The sequence below is a fragment of the Pseudomonas sivasensis genome (genome assembly GCF_052938085.1).
On sequence record NZ_CP176442.1, the window covers coordinates 300,742 to 320,213 of the forward strand.

Here is a 19,472-nt window from a genome sequence, read left to right on the forward strand (position 1 = left end):
TAGCGGTGGGTGCGGCTTGCCAGAATTGGTGCTAAAACTCTAATTTCTGTTTCAAATTAAAAATAGAAAACTAAAAGGGAATCAGTGATGACGGTAGCTTTCTGGTGTGTGTTGATCGCAATTTTCTTGCCTTACCTGTGCACAGGGTTGGCCAAGTTCAGTCAGGGCAAGTTCGGGCCTCGGCAGAACCATGACCCTCGCGCTTTTCTGGAGACTCTCGATGGGTTCGCTCGGCGCGCCCACAACGCCCAGCTCAACAGCTTTGAAGTCACCCCGGCATTTGCGGCGGCGGTGATTATCGCGCACCTGGCGGGTACGGCCGAACTGGTGACCATCAATGTACTGGCCGTGCTGTTTATCACCAGCCGCCTCTTGTACATCATTTGCTACGTGGCCGACTGGGCGATCCTGCGTTCACTGGTGTGGTTCGTGGGCATGGCGTTGATTGCGAGTTTCTTCTTTGTCTCGATCTGAGCCGTGACGCAGATCCACTTGTGAGGGGCGGCAAGTCCAACCGCCCCCACAGTTGATCTAGAGTATCTCCGGCACCTGCGGCAACGCTGCGCCCTTGGGCCATAGCATCCAGATTTGCCCTTGCTGCTTCATGTTCCCCGCCAGCTCACCTGCCGCATCGCCGGTGCCCCAGAACAAATCCGCACGCACCTCACCGGTAATTGCACCGCCGGTGTCCTGGGCCGCGACCGGTCGAACGATCGGCGAACCATCGGGCTTTGTCGTCGACAGCCACAGCAGGCTGCCCAGCGGGATGACTTTGCGATCCACCGCCACGCTGTAGCCAGCGGTCAACGGCACGTTCAGCGAGCCACGTGGGCCTTCGTTGCTGTCGGGGCGAGCACTGAAGAACACGTAGCTGGGGTTGCTCGCCAGCAGTTCCGGGATTCGCTCCGGGTGCGCCTTCGCCCAGGCGCTGATGGCGCCCATGGTCACGTCTTCTTTTTTCAACTCGCCTTGCTCCACCAGCCAGCGGCCGATAGGGCGGTAGGGATAGCCGTTCTGGTCGCCGTAACCGACGCGCAGTTGGCGCCCGTCTTTCAATTGAATGCGGCCTGAACCCTGGATTTGCAGAAATTGCAGGTCCATCGGGTTGGTCAGCCAGGCGATCGGCTTAGCTGTGGAGCCTTGGCCGTTGATGGCGCTGGCATCGTCATAAGGCTTGAGCACGCGACCTTCAAGACGACCGCGCAGGCGCTTGCCTTTCAGTTCAGGATAAATGCTTTCCAGGTTGACGATGATCAGGTCATCCGGCACGCCATACACCGGCACGTGGGCGGTGGCAGTCTTGGTCAGGCTGCCGGGGTAGACCGGTTCGTAGTAGCCGGTGATCAAACCGTTAGGGGTGTTCTCGGACGAGCGCAAGCCGAACACATCCAGACGCTCCTTGAGAAAGCCTCGCACCGCCACAGCATTGCCCGGCACACTGGCCGCTGCCGCGCAGGTCGCGCCCCATACAGGGTCGGCCTTCAGGCGTTGGCAAGCACTGCGCCAGGACTCAAAGCCGGCCAGCAGGTCGCTGTCGGACACCGCCGGCAGTGCTTCCCAAGGTGCGTTTACATAGGTGGCGACGGCGTGGGGTTTGGCAACTTCATCTTTGGCCGTGTCTTTGCCGGTGTCCTTGCCCGCGTCGCAGCCGGCCAGCAGCGCAATCATCGGCAGAGCCCATGCCAGGCGGCGGCTCCAGGGTTTCAATGTGAGACTCATACATGTAATTCCTGAAACGGTTGCCCGCGCCGTAGCGCCGTTGGGCAACCCTTATTATTAATAGGGCTATTGGTCTTTGCGGGTGGGGCGAGGATACTGGCCGCCGTTTCCCGTGACCCTGAGCCACCATGACTTTTAAAAAATTGACGGTTGTATTGTTGGCCTGCCTGGCAGTGTCTGCCTGCGGCGGTGTTGATCCGAATTCGCCCTTGGGCCAGCGCAAGGCGATCTTCAAGCAGATGCTCAAGACCGGCGAAGACCTGGGCGGCATGTTGCGCGGACGCATTGCGTTCGACGGCGCGAAATTCGCTGAGGGCGCGGTCAAGCTCGATGCGTTGTCCCATGAACCTTGGAAACACTTTCCGAGCGTGCGCGAGGAAGATCACACCAGCGCCAAGGATGACGTGTGGCAAAAACAAGCGCAATTCCAGCAGTTGGCCCGCGACCTGGAGGCGGCCACCGGTGAATTGGTGATCGCCAGCCAAGTGCAGCCCTACAAGGCCAGTAACCTTTCCCCTGCCGTACAGAAAGTCGAAGATGCCTGCAGTGCCTGCCATAAACAGTTTCGGGACCACTGACCGGTTTTACTGGTCAAGTTCTTCCACGGCGTCCTGCAGTTCCTTGCGGGACTCGGCAAGTTTGTCCTTACGCTTGTTGATCTTCTCCGCGTCGCCCTTTTTCATTGCCTTGTCGAGGTCCGCCTGACGGCGGCTGACGTCGTGCTTGGCGTCGAGCACCTTGTTTTCCCGCTCCTTCCTCAGCGAGGCGTCGGTGCAATTGGCGGTGACTTCGCTCAGGGCTTTTTCCAGGCCGGCTTGTTGGTCGCTGTTGCCATGGGCCTTGGCTTGTTCGATCTGGGTGCTGATGGCTTGGCGCTTAGCGGCGCAGCCAGTGAGTTGGGGGGCTTCTTCGGCGGCCAGCAGCGGCGTGGCCATAAAGCTTGCGACGGTCAGCAGGGCAAAAGGGGCGAGGAATTTCATGTGGAGCTCCAGATTCGCAAAGGGCAGGGTGAATTCTGCGGTGGTTTAAAGGTGGCTGGGGGCGCGTTCAAAACCCGTCTATTCCGGCCACACGTAATGTTTCAGCTAAGGACTGTACCTGCGGGTCGCGAAAAAAAGCGCTCAGTTGCGCTGCACGAGCCGGACCTATGCCATCGATCTCCAACCAGGCCTGGGTGTCTCTGGCAACCAGTGTCTGCCAGTTTCCTTCCAGGTTGCTGCGGGCCGCAGGCGGCACACCCAAGGCTTTTAGCCATTGTGCAAAGGGTCGTTGCCGAGCGCTGTGAAGGCTGTCGAGCAGTCGGGTGCGGCTGCGCTCACCCAAGCCATCAATGTTAGCAAGCTCTGCCGCATCCAGGGTTAACCAATCGAGAAAGCATGCGATTAGACCGGCCTGGATCAATACGTTCCACGTCTCGCGCCCCATGTGCGGTAACGCCAGGCCCTGGTTGCTGCTCAGCCAGGTCAGGCGTGCGAGCAACTGTTCTTCGCAGCCTGGGTCCAGTTGCCAGCAACTCAGGGCGTGAAAGTCTCGCGGGTCGGGCACTGGCAGGTCGATCCGCGTGGGATTGCGCAGGATCACGTGGTCCAACCGAGGGATCACCTGGCCCGCCAGGCTGATGGATACTTGGTCGCCAGGGCGAATATCCAGCGCTTGCCAGTGTTTCAAGGAGCCGACGCTGACCCGGCGGATCTGCCGATCGTCCAGCCGCACCGGCTCCAACTCCAGAATGGGGGTGATGCGCCCCGTGCGGCCGATCTTGAACTGCACCTTGCGTACCAGAGCCAGCGCCTTGGAAGTCGGGTACTTCCAGGCGACCGCCCAATAGGGGGCGCTGACTTGCCAGCGCTTGCCGGGCGCTCGTGATGCTTGGTGCAGCACCACTCCATCACTGGCGAAGGGCAGTGAGTGGTTGTACCAATACATGCGCCAGTGCGCGGCTTCGGTGAGAGTTCGGATGGGCTGGCTGTAACGCAGGCTGTCGATGAAACCCCATCGTGCCAGGGTTGCCAGGCGCTCGGTAAATACGCTTGGGCCGTCCGGCCAGGCCCAGACAAACAGGCCTATACCAGCGGCGTCGGCGTCACTCAGCTGTCGACGGTTCATCAGGCCGGCCACCTTGCTGCGGGCATTGAGCCCACCAGTGGTCGATTGCACGTGGTCGTCCAAGCGCCAATAGAGCTCGCCTTGCAGTACCACGTCGATGGGCTCCGGCAACTGCTGGACAATGCCAGGGATCCTGCGGGCGGAAGCTGACCAGTCCTGACCAAGTGCGCCATCGCCGCGGCTGATCACTTGCTCCAACCGGCCCTGACGGTACACCAGCGTCACTGCAACCCCGTCGACCTTGGGTTGAATCCACACGTCTTGTCGGCTATCGAGCCAGGCACCGACGGCCTGTTCATCCAGCAGTTTTTCCAGGCCGGTATGAGCAACGGGATGCCGGAAGGTGCCCCGAGCGCCGGCCAGCGGGTTTTCAGGTTTTGCGAGGGTTTGAGGGAAGCACTGGCGCCAATGGGCCAGGCGCTGGCGGGCTTGGTCGTAGAGTTCATCGTGGACGGGTGATTGGCCGAGGCGGTGGTAGCTGTCGTCCCACAGACGGACCTGTTCGGCCAGGGTGTCGACCTGGGTTCTGGCCTCATCGGTACAGGCTTCGGCCCATGCCAAAAAGGGCAACGCGCTGAGTGACAGGGCAATCAGTAAACGCATCATGAGCATCCTTGCTCGGAAAGGGTGCCCAGCCTAAATGAACCTCCCGGCCACAAAAAAGCCCCGACAGTGCGGGGCTTTTTACCGGGTGTTTCTGCTTACTTGAACAGACCGCCCAAGGCTTTCACGGCATCCGGCTTGTCAGCCTTGGCTTCCTGGGTTTGCTGCTTGGCATCGGCTTTGGCCTGGGCTTCAGACAGTTTGTCACAACCTTTGTTGATCTGGTCTTGCGCCGCTTTGAAGGCCTTCACTTTGAAGGTGTCTTTGCTGGCTTCGGCCGCATCGATTTTGGTTTGCAGGTCTGCGGCTTGCTTCTGGCAGTCGCCGGAGTTACCGCCACCCAACTGGGAGCTCAGGGCGCCACTCAGTGCGCTCAGGTCGGCGGCGTGGGCCGGCAGGGCGAACAGGCTGAGCAGAAGGGCAGCAGGGGCGAGCGTGGAGATGCGCATGAAAAACCTCAATGTTCGATTGCCTGCGCGCGTGTCTATCCCGGGCTGACGCAGGGCAATATCCAAATAAGGTAGAGGGCCCGAGAGGGCGCGGATTCTAGAGGGCCATCATTGGGCCTGCAAGGTTTGGATCCAAAAAATGTGAAGGTGATCGCGCAGGCAATAAAAAACCCTGCCGGGCGAACCCGGCAGGGCTTTTGGGTGCAACGCGTACTTACAGGCCGGCGGCGGTGCGCAGGTCGTTGGCGCGGTCGGTTTTTTCCCACGTGAAGGTGGTGAAGGTGTCGTCGCCGACGGTCTTCTGCTCCGGGGTGCGGCCGAAGTGGCCGTAGGCTGCGGTTTCCTGGTACATCGGGTGCAGCAGGTCGAGCATGGTGGTGATCGCGTAAGGGCGCAGGTCGAAGATCTCACGCACCAGCTTAACGATCTTGTCGTCGCTGATCTTGCCGGTACCGAAGGTATTCAGCGAGATCGACGTAGGCTGGGCCACACCAATGGCGTAGGACACCTGGATCTCGCAACGCTCGGCCAAGCCGGCAGCAACGATGTTCTTGGCCACATAACGACCTGCGTAAGCGGCCGAACGGTCAACCTTGGACGGATCTTTACCGGAGAACGCGCCGCCGCCGTGACGAGCCATGCCGCCGTAGCTGTCGACGATGATCTTGCGACCGGTCAGGCCACAGTCGCCCACCGGGCCACCGATGATGAACTGGCCAGTCGGGTTGATGTGGAACTGGGTGTCTTTGCTCAGCAGCTCGGCCGGCAGTACGTGCTTGACGATCAGCTCCATCACGCCTTCACGCAGGTCGGCGTAGGACACGTCCGGGTTGTGCTGGGTCGACAATACAACAGCGTCGATACCGACGACTTTGCCGCCTTCATAGCGGCAGGTCACCTGGGACTTGGCATCCGGGCGCAGCCATGGCAGCAGGCCGGATTTGCGGGCTTCGGCCTGGCGCTGTACCAACTGGTGCGAGAAAGTGATCGGTGCAGGCATCAGCACGTCGGTTTCGTTGCTGGCATAGCCGAACATCAGGCCCTGGTCGCCGGCACCCTGGTCTTCCGGCTTGGCACGGTCGACACCCTGGTTGATGTCCGGGGACTGCTTGCCGATGATGTTCATCACGCCGCAGGTCGCGCCGTCGAAGCCGACGTCGGAGCTGGTGTAGCCGATGTCGGTGATCACGTCACGTACGATCTGCTCCAGGTCAACCCAGGCGGTGGTGGTCACTTCGCCAGCGATGATCGCTACACCGGTTTTCACCAGAGTCTCGCACGCCACACGGGCGAACTTGTCTTCAGCAATGATGGCGTCCAGCACCGCATCAGAAATCTGGTCGGCGATTTTGTCCGGATGCCCTTCAGACACGGACTCGGAGGTGAAAAGGGAGTATTCGCTCATCTCGATGTTTTCCTGATATTACCGATGGTGAGTGTCGCCAGCCGGTCGCTGAAAATGGCGAACCTGGATCTGGAAACCATTACGTAAGCCTACATAGAGGCTTTCCCCGGGAACGAGCCCCGCAGCGGTGGCCCAACGGGCCAGATCGTCCTGTTCAAAACCCAACCAGAGATCACCGCAGGCCTCCCTGGCCCAATTCTGGTTGTGGCTGCATAAATCCGTAACCAACAGGCTACCGCCGGGGTGCAGCAACCCGGCCATTTGCTTTAACGCGTCGGCGGGGGCGGCGAAATGGTGCAAGACCATGTTCAGCACCACGCAGTCGGCTTTGATCTGTGTGCCGCTCAAGGCGTCAGCCAGTTGCAGGGTCACATTGCGCAGCGATTCACGCTCGCACAACTGGCGCGCCAGTTCGAGCATCGCCGGGCTGTTGTCCAGCGCGGTTACCTGATGAAAGCGGCGCGCCAACTCCGGCAGAAAACCGCCGTCCCCAGGCCCGACTTCCAACGCGGTCGCCTCATCACTGAAGCTCAGCTTGTCCAATAGCGCCAGCACGCTGTCGCGGTACTGCGGCAGGCCGGCGATCAAGTCTTGCTGCGCGCGAAACTTCTCAGCCACCCGTGCGAAAAAATCCTGACTCGCCGCTGCGCGTTGCCCGTGAACCTGGCCGATACGCGACTGTACGTCGGTTGGCAGGCTCAGGTTGTCGACTTCTTCGAGCAGGGCGGCGTGCAGCTTGCCGCCGAGCAGGTCGGTGTGGGGCAGGGCGCGGCGGTAAAAAATTGCATTGCCTTCGCGGCGTGTGGCCACTAGGTCGGCCTGGGACAGCACCTTCAAATGGTGGCTCATGCCGGACTGGCCGATGGCGAAGATCTGCGCCAGTTCCAGTACGCCGAAGGAATCGTTTGCCAGTGCGCGCAAGACGTTCAGACGCAACGGGTCGCCAGCGGCCTTGCACAAGGCTGCCAGTTCATCGCCGTCGTCGGGACGCAGTGAGGGCACGGGTAGATTCATAAGGGCAGCAGTCTAGTGACGGGTGGATATCCTCGCAAGGTCAATATCAAAAAGTTTTGATATTGATCGATAAGTGGCGGTTATAAGCAGCCGCTATAACTTTTAGACGAACAAGTAGGCGGTCAATGCAGGCGATTGCCGCGCAAAGCACAGGAAAAACAGCCACAAGTGACTATCTGTCATTGCCCGCAGGCGGTGGCTGAGGGAAAATGCCGGTCCTTTTTTCCGTTTCTTTTAATCATTCACTCTTCAAAATCCTCAGGAGAACAGCGATGCCCAGCCGTCGTGAGCGTGCCAACGCCATTCGTGCCCTCAGCATGGATGCCGTGCAAAAAGCCAACAGCGGCCATCCCGGTGCCCCGATGGGCATGGCGGATATCGCCGAGGTACTTTGGCGTGATTACCTGAAACACAACCCGAGCAACCCGTCCTTCGCCGACCGTGACCGCTTCGTGCTGTCCAACGGCCACGGCTCGATGCTGATCTACTCGCTGCTGCACCTGACCGGCTACGACGTCACCATTGATGACCTCAAGAGCTTCCGCCAGCTGCATAGCCGCACTCCGGGTCACCCTGAGTTCGGCTACACCCCAGGCGTCGAGACCACCACCGGTCCCCTGGGCCAAGGCCTGGCCAACGCCGTAGGTTTCGCACTGGCTGAAAAAGTCCTGGGCGCGCAATTCAACCGCCCTGGCCACGACATCGTCGATCACCACACCTACGTGTTCCTGGGTGATGGCTGCATGATGGAAGGCATTTCCCACGAAGTCGCTTCGCTGGCCGGCACGCTGGGTCTGGGCAAGCTGATCGCCTTCTACGATGACAACGGCATCTCCATCGACGGCGAAGTCGAAGGCTGGTTCACCGACGACACCCCTAAGCGTTTCGAAGCCTACAACTGGCAGGTGATCCGCAATGTCGACGGCCACGATCCGGAAGAGATCAAGACTGCCATCGACACCGCTCGCAAGAGCGCGCAGCCGACCCTGATCTGCTGCAAGACCACCATCGGCTTCGGTTCGCCGAACAAGCAAGGTAAAGAAGACTGCCACGGCGCCCCACTGGGTGACGCGGAAATCGCCTTGACCCGTGAAGCGCTGAAGTGGAACCACGGCCCGTTCGAAATTCCGGCCGACATCTACGCCGAATGGAACGCCAAGGAAAAAGGCCTGGCGGCCGAAGCCGAGTGGGACCAGCGTTTTGCTGCCTACTCCGCCGAATTCCCAGAGCTGGCCAATGAGCTGGTTCGCCGCCTCGCTGGCGACCTGCCTGCCGACTTCTCGGAAAAAGCCTCGGCCTACATCGCCGAAGTCGCGGCCAAGGGCGAGACCATCGCCAGCCGTAAAGCCAGCCAGAACACCCTGAACGCCTTTGGCCCACTGCTGCCTGAGTTCCTCGGCGGTTCGGCTGACCTGGCCGGTTCCAACCTGACCCTGTGGAAAGGTTGCAAAGGTGTCTCGGCCGAAGACGCCAGCGGCAACTACATGTACTACGGCGTGCGCGAGTTCGGCATGAGCGCCATCATGAACGGCGTGTCCCTGCACGGCGGCCTGGTGCCTTACGGCGCGACCTTCCTGATGTTCATGGAATACGCGCGCAACGCGGTACGTATGGCTGCGCTGATGAAGAAGCGTGTGATCCATGTCTACACCCACGACTCCATCGGTCTGGGCGAAGACGGCCCGACGCACCAGCCGGTCGAGCAACTGACCAGCCTGCGCACCACGCCGAACCTGGATTGCTGGCGCCCAGCCGACGCGGTGGAATCCGCCGTGGCATGGAAGCACGCCATCGAGCGTAAAGACGGCCCTTCGGCGCTGATCTTCTCCCGTCAGAACCTGCAGCACCAAGTGCGTACCGACGCACAGATCGCCGACATCAGCCGTGGCGGCTACGTGCTCAAAGACTGCGTGGGTGAGCCGGAGCTGATCCTGATCTCCACCGGTTCCGAAGTGGGCCTGACCGTTCAGGCCTACGACAAGCTGACTGCCCAAGGCCGTAACGTGCGCGTTGTGTCCATGCCGTGCACCAGCGTGTTCGAAGCCCAGGATGCTGGCTACAAGCAATCGGTCCTGCCGTTGCAGGTCAGCGCGCGTATCGCCATCGAAGCGGCTCACGCCGACTACTGGTACAAGTACGTGGGCCTGGAAGGCCGCGTGATCGGCATGACCACCTACGGTGAGTCGGCGCCGGCTCCAGCCTTGTTCGAAGAGTTCGGTTTCACCCTGGAAAACATCCTGGGTCAGGCTGAAGAGCTGCTGGAAGACTAAGTCAGTCTGCGTTGTCTGAACTGGCGCTATCGCGGGCAAGCCCGCTCCCACATTTGGATCGCGGTCTAATGTGGGAGCGGGCTTGCCCGCGATGGCGATAGTGCATTCAGCACCGAACTAACCTTGATCGAGAACCCCATGCCCCAACCGCGTCCCTACAAAGTTGCACTCAACGGCTACGGCCGCATTGGTCGTTGCGTCTTGCGTGCTCTGTTCGAGCGAGGGGCGGCAGCCGGGTTTGAAATTGTCGCGATCAACGATTTGGCCGACATGGCCAGCATCGAATACCTGACACGCTTTGACTCCACCCACGGCCGCTTCCCCGGCGAAGTGCGGGTTGAGGGCGATTGTCTGCATATCAAAGGCGACTGCGTAAAAGTACTGCGCAGTGCCACCCCCGAGGGCATCGACTGGGCGGCGCTGGGCGTCGACCTGGTGTTGGAATGCTCCGGTGCCTATAACACCCGCGCCGATGGCCAGCGTTTTCTCGACGCCGGCGCGCCGCGTGTGCTGTTTTCCCAGCCAATGGCCAGCGAGGCGGATGTTGACGCCACCATCGTCTATGGCATCAACCAGGATTGCCTGACCGGCCACGAGCTGCTGGTGTCCAACGCCTCTTGCACCACCAACTGCAGCGTGCCGCTGTTACGCCTGTTGGATCAGGCGATTGGCATCGATTACGTATCGATCACCACCATCCACTCGGCGATGAACGACCAGCCAGTGATCGACGCCTATCACCACGAAGACCTGCGCCGTACGCGTTCGGCGTTCCAGTCAGTAATTCCGGTGTCCACCGGCCTGGCCCGTGGCATCGAACGCCTGCTGCCGGAACTTGCCGGGCGAATTCAGGCCAAAGCCGTACGGGTGCCGACGGTAAACGTGTCTTGTCTGGACATCACCATGCAAACCGTCAGCGACACCGATGCGGTGGAGGTCAACCGGATTCTGCGCGATGCCGCCACCAGCGGCCCGCTCAAAGGCTTACTGGCCTACACCGAGTTGCCCCACGCCAGTTGTGACTTCAACCATGACCCGCATTCGGCAATTGTCGATGCCAGCCAGACCCGCGTTTCCGGCCCGAGGCTGGTGAATATCCTGGCCTGGTTCGATAACGAATGGGGTTTTGCCAACCGCATGCTGGATGTTGCAGAACACTATCTGCACGTTGCCTCATCAAAACCTGCCCTTTAAATAAGTCAATTCAGGAACTGCGACCCATGACCGTGTTGAAGATGACCGACCTCGATCTGCAAGGTAAGCGCGTACTGATTCGCGAAGACCTCAACGTCCCAGTCAAGGACGGTGTTGTCACCAGCGATGCGCGAATCCGGGCTTCGCTGCCGACCATCAAGCTGGCCCTGGAAAAAGGCGCGGCCGTAATGGTCTGCTCCCACCTGGGTCGTCCGACCGAAGGTGAGTTCTCGGAAGAAAACAGCCTCAAGCCTGTGGCCGATTACCTGAGTGAGACCCTGGGCCGCACAGTGCCGTTGGTGTCTGACTACTTGGGTGGCGTTGACGTCAAGGCTGGCGACATCGTGCTGTTCGAAAACGTGCGCTTCAACAAAGGCGAGAAAAAGAACAGTGACGAACTGGCCCAGCAATACGCAGCCCTGTGCGACGTATTTGTGATGGATGCGTTCGGTACGGCTCACCGTGCTGAGGGTTCCACCCACGGCGTGGCCAAGTTCGCCAAGGTTGCGGCTGCTGGCCCGCTGCTGGCTGCTGAGCTGGATGCACTGGGCAAGGCCCTCGGCGCACCGGCACAGCCGATGGCTGCCATCGTGGCTGGCTCCAAGGTGTCCACCAAGCTGGACGTGCTCAACAGCCTCAGCCAGATCTGCAACCAATTGATCGTCGGTGGTGGCATCGCCAACACCTTCCTGGCCGCAGCCGGCCACCCGGTGGGCAAGTCCCTGTATGAACCGGACCTGCTGGATACCGCTCGCGCCATCGCTGCCAAGGTCAGTGTGCCGTTGCCGGTAGACGTGGTGGTTGCCAAGGAATTCGCTGAAAGCGCCGCCGCCACCGTCAAGCTCATCGCTGACGTGGCTGCCGACGACATGATCCTGGACATCGGGCCGCAAACCGCAGCCAACTTCGCCGAACTGCTGAAAGCTTCCCAGACCATTCTGTGGAACGGCCCGGTCGGCGTGTTCGAGTTTGACCAGTTCGGCAACGGCACCAAAGTGCTGGCCAATGCCATCGCTGAAAGCTCGGCGTTCTCCATCGCCGGCGGTGGCGACACCCTGGCGGCCATCGATAAATATGGTGTGGCTGACCGTATCTCCTACATTTCTACTGGTGGCGGCGCGTTCCTTGAATTCGTCGAAGGCAAAGTGCTGCCCGCCGTTGAAGTGTTGGAAGCCCGAGCCAAAGGCTAAGGCCCGTGATCAGGAAAAGGAGCATTCCCATGATCAAGTCGTTGGCACTGTTGATCGCAGCGGGCCTTCTGGCCGGCTGCGGCAGCACGCCAAGCGCGGCACAGGAGGCTGGAAAGCCGTTGCCTGTGCAGAAAAAGAGCTGCTACCAGGCTGACTGGCAAGCCGAGACCATGCCGGTGATCAACAAGCGCATCGGCAACGAACGGCTGGAGAAATACGACTCCGCGCCCAACGGTCAGGAACAGGGTTGCCCTTGACGGGTCTGATCAACTAACCGACAGCATCGGCGGCCTCTGGCGCCGCTGCGAGGATTGGCAATGAAAGGCGTTTTCGCCCTGGCAGCCCTGGCCCTACTGGCCGGTTGCAGCAGCATGAACATGTTCAACAAGGCAGAGCCTGCCGATAAGTGGACCACTTGGACCTGCGACAGCAAGGCCGAGGTCAACTGGCGATTTGCCAACCAGGCCCGTAGCGAGGTGGATGTACGCCTCGGCGGTTCGGACCAGGTTTACCGCCTTAAACAGGACGTTGCCGCTTCGGGCGTGCTGTACAGCAACGACCAGTTGGCGTTTCACACCAAGGGTGAGGAAGGCCTGGTTTACTGGGTTGCCACCGACGATTTGATCGGGCGGGGCTGCAAGGCCCAGTAAACAGAACACGGTCTCGAATGTATTGAGATCCAAATGTGGGAGGGGGCTTGCTCCCGATTGCGGTGGGTCAGTCACCGAAGTCAGCGACTGATAGATCGCTATCGGGAGCAAGCCCCCTCCCACATTGATTCGGTTCCAAATGGCGAGCCGGACACTGCAATAACGATTCAGCAGGCCAGGCATGCAAAACCTGACCGGCAATAACTTGAATAGCAGCCGCCGCTACGGCAGGCTTGCACGATTAACGACCCTCGACCGGGAGAGACAACACAATGGCACTTATCAGCATGCGTCAAATGCTGGACCACGCAGCCGAGTTCGGCTACGGCGTCCCAGCCTTTAACGTCAACAACCTTGAGCAGATGCGCGCCATCATGGAAGCCGCTGACAAGACCGACTCCCCAGTGATCGTCCAGGCTTCGGCCGGTGCCCGCAAATACGCCGGTGCTCCATTCCTGCGTCACCTGATCCTCGCCGCAATCGAAGAATTTCCGCACATCCCGGTGTGCATGCACCAGGACCACGGCACCAGCCCTGACGTGTGCCAGCGCTCCATCCAACTGGGCTTCAGCTCGGTGATGATGGACGGCTCCCTCGGCGAAGACGGCAAGACCCCAACCGACTACGAATACAACGTGCGCGTAACCCAGCAAACCGTAGCCCTGGCTCACGCCTGCGGCGTCTCGGTTGAAGGCGAACTGGGCTGCCTGGGTTCCCTGGAAACCGGCATGGCCGGCGAAGAAGACGGCATCGGCGCCGAAGGCGTGCTTGATCACAGCCAAATGCTGACCGATCCGGAAGAAGCCGCTGACTTCGTCAAGAAGACCCAGGTCGATGCCCTGGCCATCGCCATCGGCACCAGCCACGGCGCCTACAAGTTCACCAAGCCGCCTACCGGCGACGTGCTGGCCATCGACCGCATCAAGGAAATCCATAAGCGCATCCCTAACACCCACTTGGTGATGCACGGTTCTTCCTCGGTCCCGCAAGAGTGGCTGGCGATCATCAACCAGTACGGCGGCGACATCAAAGAAACCTACGGCGTACCGGTTGAAGAAATCGTTGAAGGCATCAAGCACGGCGTGCGCAAGGTCAACATCGACACCGACCTGCGCCTGGCGTCCACCGGCGCGATGCGTCGCCTGATGGCCACCAACCCGAGCGAATTCGACCCACGTAAATTCTTCGGCGCCACCGTGACCGCGATGCGTGATGTGTGTATCGCTCGCTACGAAGCCTTCGGCACTGCCGGCAACGGCTCGAAGATCAAGCCGATCTCGCTGGAAGCGATGTACCAGCGTTACCTGAAAGGTGAGTTGAACGCTAAGGTGAATTGAGCCTTGGTCGTTTAAAAGAAGCCCGCAGCGATGCGGGTTTCAGGCGGACGTAATGTTCGTTAGTTTATATAAAAACCCGTCGTGAGACGGGTTTTTAGTTTGAGCGGGTTTAGCGCGTTATACAGGGTCTAATTCAAATTTTCCCGCTACAAAATAGGCCGAACTCGTTGGCGTGGTCGTTACAAGGATATACGCCATGTTTGAGGTGGCGAAGGTGAACTTGTCTAAGCCCGTAGTTGCTTTTTTTATTGGCACAGTGCTTGTTCCATCAGACCATGAGAAGTACACGTCGCCAGCAGAGACGTATGAAAAACTCATTCTGTTAAATTTAATGTAAGTGTCATCTTTTCCGCGTAAAGAGATCTCAACTGATGTGTTCTTGGGGTCTGGTGATCTGAAAGAATAAACGATGTCTGGAAAATTTGCTTCGCGCGTAGCATCATCGATGAAGTTCGTTAGAAGGTTGGTCCTGCTCATGGCCTCTATGGATAACTTGAAAGACCTCCCAATGCCGCCATGAGGTCTGAATTTTAAAAAGTTTTTGGTTACGAACTCTTCATCGGTGGCATATCTAAGTTGTTCATGTTCAAAGTTTTCTATGATTGTTTTATCCACCTCAAGATTTATCGAAACCTCTTTTGGGTTTGCGTCCGTTTCCGTAAGCGTCAAAGTGACAGGGCCTGGGACGGGAGCCATTATGGTGGCGGAAAATCTCGCATCTGGCGCAATTGTTATTGTGTCCACGACCTTGCTGCCGGTAGCACCAAATCGAACCTGTAGTTGACCAGGAAAACCAGTGCCTGTGATTTTGAAAGAGCGTTTAGCGAAATTTCTACCGTTTAGCGACACTGCCGTGCCGTCTATGGTTTGGATCGTCGGAGGGATATTGCTCATTGGAGTGCTCCTTGATTTTTTGGATAACTGAGTTGTAGGTGTTGAAGTTTAAGTGACTGGCGCTGCTGTTAAAATGAGTTGAGTGCTTTACTAATTGCTTTTATCACGTCGTGGCAAGTAGTTTGGAGTAAGGGGTGGCTATTGAAACCTGTCAGGTTTAACAGTTTTTTATACGATTTTGCGATGCGCGAAATTTAATTTGCTTATAAGAAACGAACTCACGTGAACTGAGCGCTGATCTTCAAAGAAGAGCGAGTCTGCATGTCAGGGTTTATTGCTAAAAACTATAAGCGACTGTTAGTTCTAACAGTTGTTTCTGTCTGCTGGCGCGCGATTCTAAGGCTGTAAAAACCAATCACAGGAGTGCTATGCATGAGTACCCAAAAACCGGTTTCTCCAAAGGGGCCAGCGCCCGCTCGACTTCCGCCGGAAGACGCTCCCGAGCCAACGCCCGTAAAGCCCAAAGGTCCGGCACCTATTACCGTTCCGCTTGAAAAGCCAAGTGAATAATCGTTGCACCTGCCCCGCAGAGGCAATGCTGTCCAGTTAAGGAAGAACAGCATTGCTTCTCACAGAGGGAGGCGTTTACCAGGAAGTAGTCCTTATGCTGATCGGATGATGTCTCAGCGAAATTAGCCTGGCCTGGTTATTCGTGGTCTATATCCAACTTCGCAAAGGTCACCTTCGCGCCTTCCTTGCTGTCCCCACTGTTGTCCTGCACATACGCGCCGGCCTTGAAGTACAGCGGCTTGCTGCCCCACGCTGCGCCAATGCGCTCGTTCCATTCACTGTCGGCGGCGTACACGCTGAGCAGCCCGGCTTTGTTGAGGTTGATCACGTAGGTAAAGCTTTTCTCCAGCGGCACATTGGACGCGACGATAACCACGCGGCTTTCACCTTCATCCGGGCGCATGCGCACTTTGGCGACGATGTTGCCGGTCTGGGTCTTTTCCTTGAACTGGTATTCGAGCTTGATCAGCGGTTTTTGGCTGTCATAGGCGTGGATCTGGCCGATGACGATCTTGCCGCTGGACGGTACTTGGTTCACGGCCAAGGTGGCGCGCAGGAAGTTGTCGGCTTCGGGGTAGGTCCAGTTACGCAAGCGCCCGTCGGCGTAAGTTTCGCGCAGCTCACTGCGTGGGTAGATGGCGTTTTCGGTGCGGGTGCCGGTGACGGGTGTCCAGAACTGCACGTTGCTGCCTTCGGCCTGGAAGTACTGGTCGTTGAAGCCGCTGAGCAGCTTTGGGGTGTCGATAGTCGCGGGGGGCGAGCCGACCGGAATGCTCAGGTTCCAAGTGGAGAGGTCGATCATGGCGTTGGCCTTTTACAGGGGGTGAAGGCTTTGGCCCGTGGGCCTTACAGGTTCTTTATAGGCGGTGGCCGGCCTGTTGTTAAACATTTGCTGGCAATTTATTGGCGCCAAATGAATGCCAAAAAGCCATGTTTCCCATGAACCGTGGGCTGTAGAGGTTGACCGTTAGTCGGCTGAGTGAACTTTGGCGCAATGATGGCATCCACGTCACTTCTGATTTTCAGTATCCAGGGCTAGAGTGAGCCCTCAATGTTTATCCGCGTTTTCTCTCAGAAGTGACCGGAGTAGACCTAAGGAAGAGACCCAGCATGGAATGCGCTCCACCTCATGGCGATGGCAGTTCGGTTCTTCTGGTCGTCGATGACTACCCGGAAAACCTGATCAGCATGCGTGCGCTGCTACAACGTGATGACTGGCAGGTGGTCACCGCGGAATCCGGGTTGGAAGCTCTGGAGGTGCTGCTGCAGCATGAAGTGGACCTGGTATTGCTGGATGTAATGATGCCCGGCATGGACGGCTTTGAAGTCGCCCGCCTGATGCGTGGCAACCAGCGCACACGCATGACCCCTATTATCTTCCTGAGTGCCAACGCCCAGTCGCCCGCCGCCGTGCTGGAAGGCTATGCCAGTGGCGCCATCGACTACCTGTTCAAACCCTTCGACCCGCATATTCTCAAGCCCAAGGTCCAGGCGTTGCTGGAGCACCAGCGCATTCGCCGGGCCTTGCAGCGCCTGAGCCATGATCTGGAGTCAGCCCGGGCCTTTAATGCCTCGGTGTTGGATAACGCCGCCGAGGGCATCCTGGTGGTGAGTGAGGAGGGCGTGATCGAATACGCCAACCCGGCGATCTCGCGCCTGCTCAATGCCCCGATCCAAGAGTTGCAGGGCCAGGAATTCCTGAGTTTCATGCAAAAGCCCCATGTGCCCACGTGGCTGGATTCGCAGATGTACGCCGGTTACCGCAAGGGCGAAACCTGGCGCCTGCACGATGCGCTTCTGCGCACCGGCCGTGGCCAGCAGGTGCCGGCGGCGTTGTCCTGCGCGCCACTGCCCGCCGAACAGAAGGCCATGGTGGTGACGGTGCTGGATATGTCCGAAGTGCGCCACCTGCATCAGCAGTTGGAATTCCAAGCCGTTACCGACCCGCTGACCGGGCTGCTGAATCGACGCGGCTTCCACCAGGCTGTGGAGAACACGCTGTTGCGCAGTGAACGCACAGAGCAGTCCTTGGTGTTGCTGTACCTGGACCTCGACGGTTTCAAGCGCGTCAACGATTCTTTGGGCCATGATGCGGGCGACCGGGTTTTACGCTGGGTTTCGGAGCAATTGCAGGGCGGCTTGCGCTCCTACGACATTATCGGCCGCATGGGCGGTGATGAATTTACTGCGCTGCTGGAGTTGGAATTCCCAGAGCAGGCGGCAAAAATTTCGGAAAAACTGATCGAACGAGTCTCTGTTTGTCAGCAGGTTGACGGTTTGGATGTGATGCTCGGCGTGAGCATTGGCATTGCTACCTTCCCGGACTGCGGTTCGGACTTGAATGGTTTGCTGCGTGCGGCCGACATCGCCATGTACGAAGCCAAGCGCGCGGGCCGTCAGCAGTATCGCTATTACGACCAGGAAATGAACGGCCGCGCGCGCTCGCGGCTGATGCTCGAAGACAGCGTGCGTACGGCCATTCAAAACAAGGATTTCACCCTGGTCTACCAGCCTCAGGTCTCTCTGGCTGATGGGCGCCTGCGCGGTGTCGAGGCGTTATTGCGTTGGCAACACCCCAGCGTCGGCGATGTACCGCCTGGGCTGTTTTTACCGCTGCTGGAGGAAGCGCGACTGATCAGCCAACTGAGCGCGTGGATTTATCAACAGGTCGCTGCCCAGCGTCAGGTGTGGCAAAGCACCTTCGACGATGAATTGGTGCTGAGCGTCAGCCTGAGTAGCAGCCAGTTCAATATGCCCAACCTGGCTAACCAGTTGCAGCAGGTGATGGAGCGACATGGGCTTCAGGTTGGGCAGTTGGAGGTGGAAATCGGCGAGGATTGCCTGATGAGTAGCTTGGAAGAGGCCACCAAGCAGCTCAAGTTACTGCGCCGAATCGGGGTGCGCATCGCTTTGGATGACTTTGGTTCGGGACAATGCTCCCTGGCGCATCTGCGTGACTTGGAGTTCGACACCCTCAAACTCGATCCGCAATTAGTCGCGCGCCTGCCGGGGTCGGTGAGGGACGCAGCGATGGCACGCAGCATTATCGAACTGTGCGGGCATTTTGACGTGCTGGTGGTGGCCGAGGGTGTGGAAACCCGGGAGCAAGCTCAGTGGCTCAAAGCCCATGGCTGCCCATTTATCCAGGGACCGTGGGCGGCGCACCCCCTGATGGCCGACGAAGTGGTCGACTGGTCACGCGCCCGCCTGCGCTGAATTCGCTACACTGGCGCCCATTCGAACCCTGTTGCAGACCTCAATGACCGCGCTGAAATACCTCCAGGCTTACCCCGCAGCCCTCCAGGAGCAAGTACGTCAACTGATCGCCAAGGACCAGTTGGGCGCTTACCTGGAGCAGCGTTATCCCGAGCGTCATGCGGTGCAGAGCGACAAAGCCCTGTACGCCTACGCACTGGCGTTGAAGCAGGAACACCTGCGCAATGCGCCAGCGATCGACAAAGTGCTGTTCGATAACCGCCTGGATCTGACCCACCGCGCCCTCGGGCTGCACACCACGATTTCGCGGGTGCAGGGCGGCAACCTCAAATCCAAGAAAGAGATCCGCATTGCTTCGCTGTTCAAGGACGCCGCTCCGGAATTTCTGCGCATGATCGTGGTGCACGAGCTGGCGCACTTTAAGGAATCGGACCACAACAAGGCGTTCTATAAACTCTGCGATTACATGATGCCGGGCTACCACCAGGTGGAATTCGACCTGCGGGTGTACCTCACGTATCGCGACCTGCAGGGCAAGCCCTGACCGCACAAGGCGACTGACCATGGATGTGAGCAAGACCAAAAGCAGCTTCTACCGCCGCCTGTACGTGGCGTACCTGATCGACAGCGGGCTCGCCAGCAGTGTGCCGGCGCTGACCGACGTCACCGGTATGCCCCGGCGAACGGCGCAGGACACGATTGCGGCGTTGGCTGACCTGGATATCGTGTGTGAATTCGAACAGGAAGACGGCGCCCGCAACCATGCCGGGCACTATCGGATTCGCGACTGGGGCGCGATTGATCGGGGGTGGATCGAGGTGAATCTCGACCAGATCAAGCGGGTTCTGGGTTATCCCTGAGTTTGGCGGTGGCTGGTCTGGCGCCATCGGGGGCAAGCCCCCTCCCACATTTGAA

Annotated in this window: 19 protein-coding genes; 11 read left to right on the forward strand and 8 right to left on the reverse strand. The window is 59.1% G+C overall.

Going from position 1 to position 19,472, the window contains the following annotated elements; genetic code table 11:
* Positions 1-87 precede the first annotated feature (87 nt).
* On the forward strand, positions 88-474 hold the full coding sequence (locus ACKZ62_RS01475; protein ID WP_032884065.1) for an MAPEG family protein: 387 nt from the start codon (positions 88-90) through the stop codon (positions 472-474).
* Positions 475-531: 57 nt separating this feature from the next.
* Here ACKZ62_RS01475 and mltA read toward each other — a convergent pair whose 3' ends face one another.
* Positions 532-1,719, reverse strand: coding sequence for a murein transglycosylase A (gene mltA, locus ACKZ62_RS01480; protein ID WP_099601680.1), 1,188 nt, complete (start codon positions 1,717-1,719; stop codon positions 532-534).
* A 128-nt stretch (positions 1,720-1,847) separates the two neighbouring features.
* Here mltA and ACKZ62_RS01485 point away from each other — a divergent pair, with 128 nt between their 5' ends.
* On the forward strand, positions 1,848-2,297 hold the full coding sequence (locus ACKZ62_RS01485) for a c-type cytochrome (RefSeq protein ID WP_032884063.1): 450 nt from the start codon (positions 1,848-1,850) through the stop codon (positions 2,295-2,297).
* A 6-nt stretch (positions 2,298-2,303) separates the two neighbouring features.
* Here ACKZ62_RS01485 and ACKZ62_RS01490 read toward each other — a convergent pair whose 3' ends face one another.
* The 5 genes from ACKZ62_RS01490 to ACKZ62_RS01510 all read right to left on the reverse strand — a co-directional run bounded on the left by ACKZ62_RS01490 (position 2,304) and on the right by ACKZ62_RS01510 (position 7,296).
* Entirely contained in the window at positions 2,304-2,699 is a 396-nt protein-coding gene (locus ACKZ62_RS01490; RefSeq protein ID WP_032884062.1) for a DUF1090 domain-containing protein, read from the reverse strand.
* Positions 2,700-2,766: 67 nt separating this feature from the next.
* Positions 2,767-4,431, reverse strand: a complete 1,665-nt coding sequence (gene ligB / locus ACKZ62_RS01495; protein WP_447096242.1) for an NAD-dependent DNA ligase LigB — start codon at positions 4,429-4,431, stop codon at positions 2,767-2,769.
* A gap of 95 nt (positions 4,432-4,526) precedes the next feature.
* Positions 4,527-4,877: a DUF1090 family protein gene (locus ACKZ62_RS01500; RefSeq protein ID WP_032884059.1), complete on the reverse strand. Its 351-nt coding sequence runs from the start codon at positions 4,875-4,877 to the stop codon at positions 4,527-4,529.
* 214 nt (positions 4,878-5,091) lie between these two features.
* Entirely contained in the window at positions 5,092-6,282 is a 1,191-nt protein-coding gene (metK, locus tag ACKZ62_RS01505) for a methionine adenosyltransferase (protein ID WP_032884058.1), read from the reverse strand.
* Positions 6,283-6,300: 18 nt separating this feature from the next.
* Positions 6,301-7,296, reverse strand: coding sequence for an ArsR/SmtB family transcription factor (locus tag ACKZ62_RS01510; RefSeq protein WP_095185106.1), 996 nt, complete (start codon positions 7,294-7,296; stop codon positions 6,301-6,303).
* Between the two features lie 272 nt (positions 7,297-7,568).
* Here ACKZ62_RS01510 and tkt point away from each other — a divergent pair, with 272 nt between their 5' ends.
* The 6 genes from tkt to fba all read left to right on the forward strand — a co-directional run bounded on the left by tkt (position 7,569) and on the right by fba (position 13,937).
* Positions 7,569-9,566: a transketolase gene (gene tkt, locus ACKZ62_RS01515; protein WP_095185105.1), complete on the forward strand. Its 1,998-nt coding sequence runs from the start codon at positions 7,569-7,571 to the stop codon at positions 9,564-9,566.
* Positions 9,567-9,704: 138 nt separating this feature from the next.
* The gene (gene epd / locus ACKZ62_RS01520; protein WP_032884053.1) at positions 9,705-10,760 is read left to right on the forward strand and encodes an erythrose-4-phosphate dehydrogenase; all 1,056 of its coding nucleotides are present in this window, start codon (positions 9,705-9,707) and stop codon (positions 10,758-10,760) included.
* Positions 10,761-10,786: 26 nt separating this feature from the next.
* A complete protein-coding gene (locus ACKZ62_RS01525) occupies positions 10,787-11,950 on the forward strand; it encodes a phosphoglycerate kinase (protein ID WP_447096243.1) in 1,164 nt (387 codons plus the stop codon).
* Positions 11,951-11,979: 29 nt separating this feature from the next.
* On the forward strand, positions 11,980-12,207 hold the full coding sequence (locus ACKZ62_RS01530; RefSeq protein ID WP_032884051.1) for a hypothetical protein: 228 nt from the start codon (positions 11,980-11,982) through the stop codon (positions 12,205-12,207).
* A 60-nt stretch (positions 12,208-12,267) separates the two neighbouring features.
* Positions 12,268-12,600: an MliC family protein gene (locus tag ACKZ62_RS01535; RefSeq protein WP_017531025.1), complete on the forward strand. Its 333-nt coding sequence runs from the start codon at positions 12,268-12,270 to the stop codon at positions 12,598-12,600.
* Between the two features lie 272 nt (positions 12,601-12,872).
* Positions 12,873-13,937 (forward strand): class II fructose-bisphosphate aldolase, encoded by a 1,065-nt coding sequence (fba, locus tag ACKZ62_RS01540; RefSeq protein ID WP_032884050.1) that lies wholly within the window; start codon positions 12,873-12,875, stop codon positions 13,935-13,937.
* Between the two features lie 117 nt (positions 13,938-14,054).
* Here fba and ACKZ62_RS01545 read toward each other — a convergent pair whose 3' ends face one another.
* Both ACKZ62_RS01545 and ACKZ62_RS01550 read right to left on the reverse strand, forming a co-directional pair.
* Positions 14,055-14,831, reverse strand: a complete 777-nt coding sequence (locus ACKZ62_RS01545) for a hypothetical protein (RefSeq protein WP_447096244.1) — start codon at positions 14,829-14,831, stop codon at positions 14,055-14,057.
* Between the two features lie 646 nt (positions 14,832-15,477).
* On the reverse strand, positions 15,478-16,143 hold the full coding sequence (locus tag ACKZ62_RS01550; RefSeq protein ID WP_032884045.1) for a polysaccharide lyase family 7 protein: 666 nt from the start codon (positions 16,141-16,143) through the stop codon (positions 15,478-15,480).
* 308 nt (positions 16,144-16,451) lie between these two features.
* Between ACKZ62_RS01550 and ACKZ62_RS01555 the strand changes: the two genes are divergently transcribed.
* The 3 genes from ACKZ62_RS01555 to ACKZ62_RS01565 are packed head-to-tail and all read left to right on the forward strand — an operon-like array spanning position 16,452 to position 19,417.
* Complete coding sequence (locus tag ACKZ62_RS01555; protein WP_447096245.1) at positions 16,452-18,557, forward strand: putative bifunctional diguanylate cyclase/phosphodiesterase; 2,106 nt, start codon at positions 16,452-16,454, stop codon at positions 18,555-18,557.
* A gap of 43 nt (positions 18,558-18,600) precedes the next feature.
* Positions 18,601-19,101 (forward strand): M48 metallopeptidase family protein, encoded by a 501-nt coding sequence (locus ACKZ62_RS01560; RefSeq protein WP_032884043.1) that lies wholly within the window; start codon positions 18,601-18,603, stop codon positions 19,099-19,101.
* Between the two features lie 19 nt (positions 19,102-19,120).
* Entirely contained in the window at positions 19,121-19,417 is a 297-nt protein-coding gene (locus ACKZ62_RS01565) for a winged helix-turn-helix domain-containing protein (protein ID WP_032884042.1), read from the forward strand.
* The last annotated feature ends 55 nt before the right edge of the window (positions 19,418-19,472 follow it).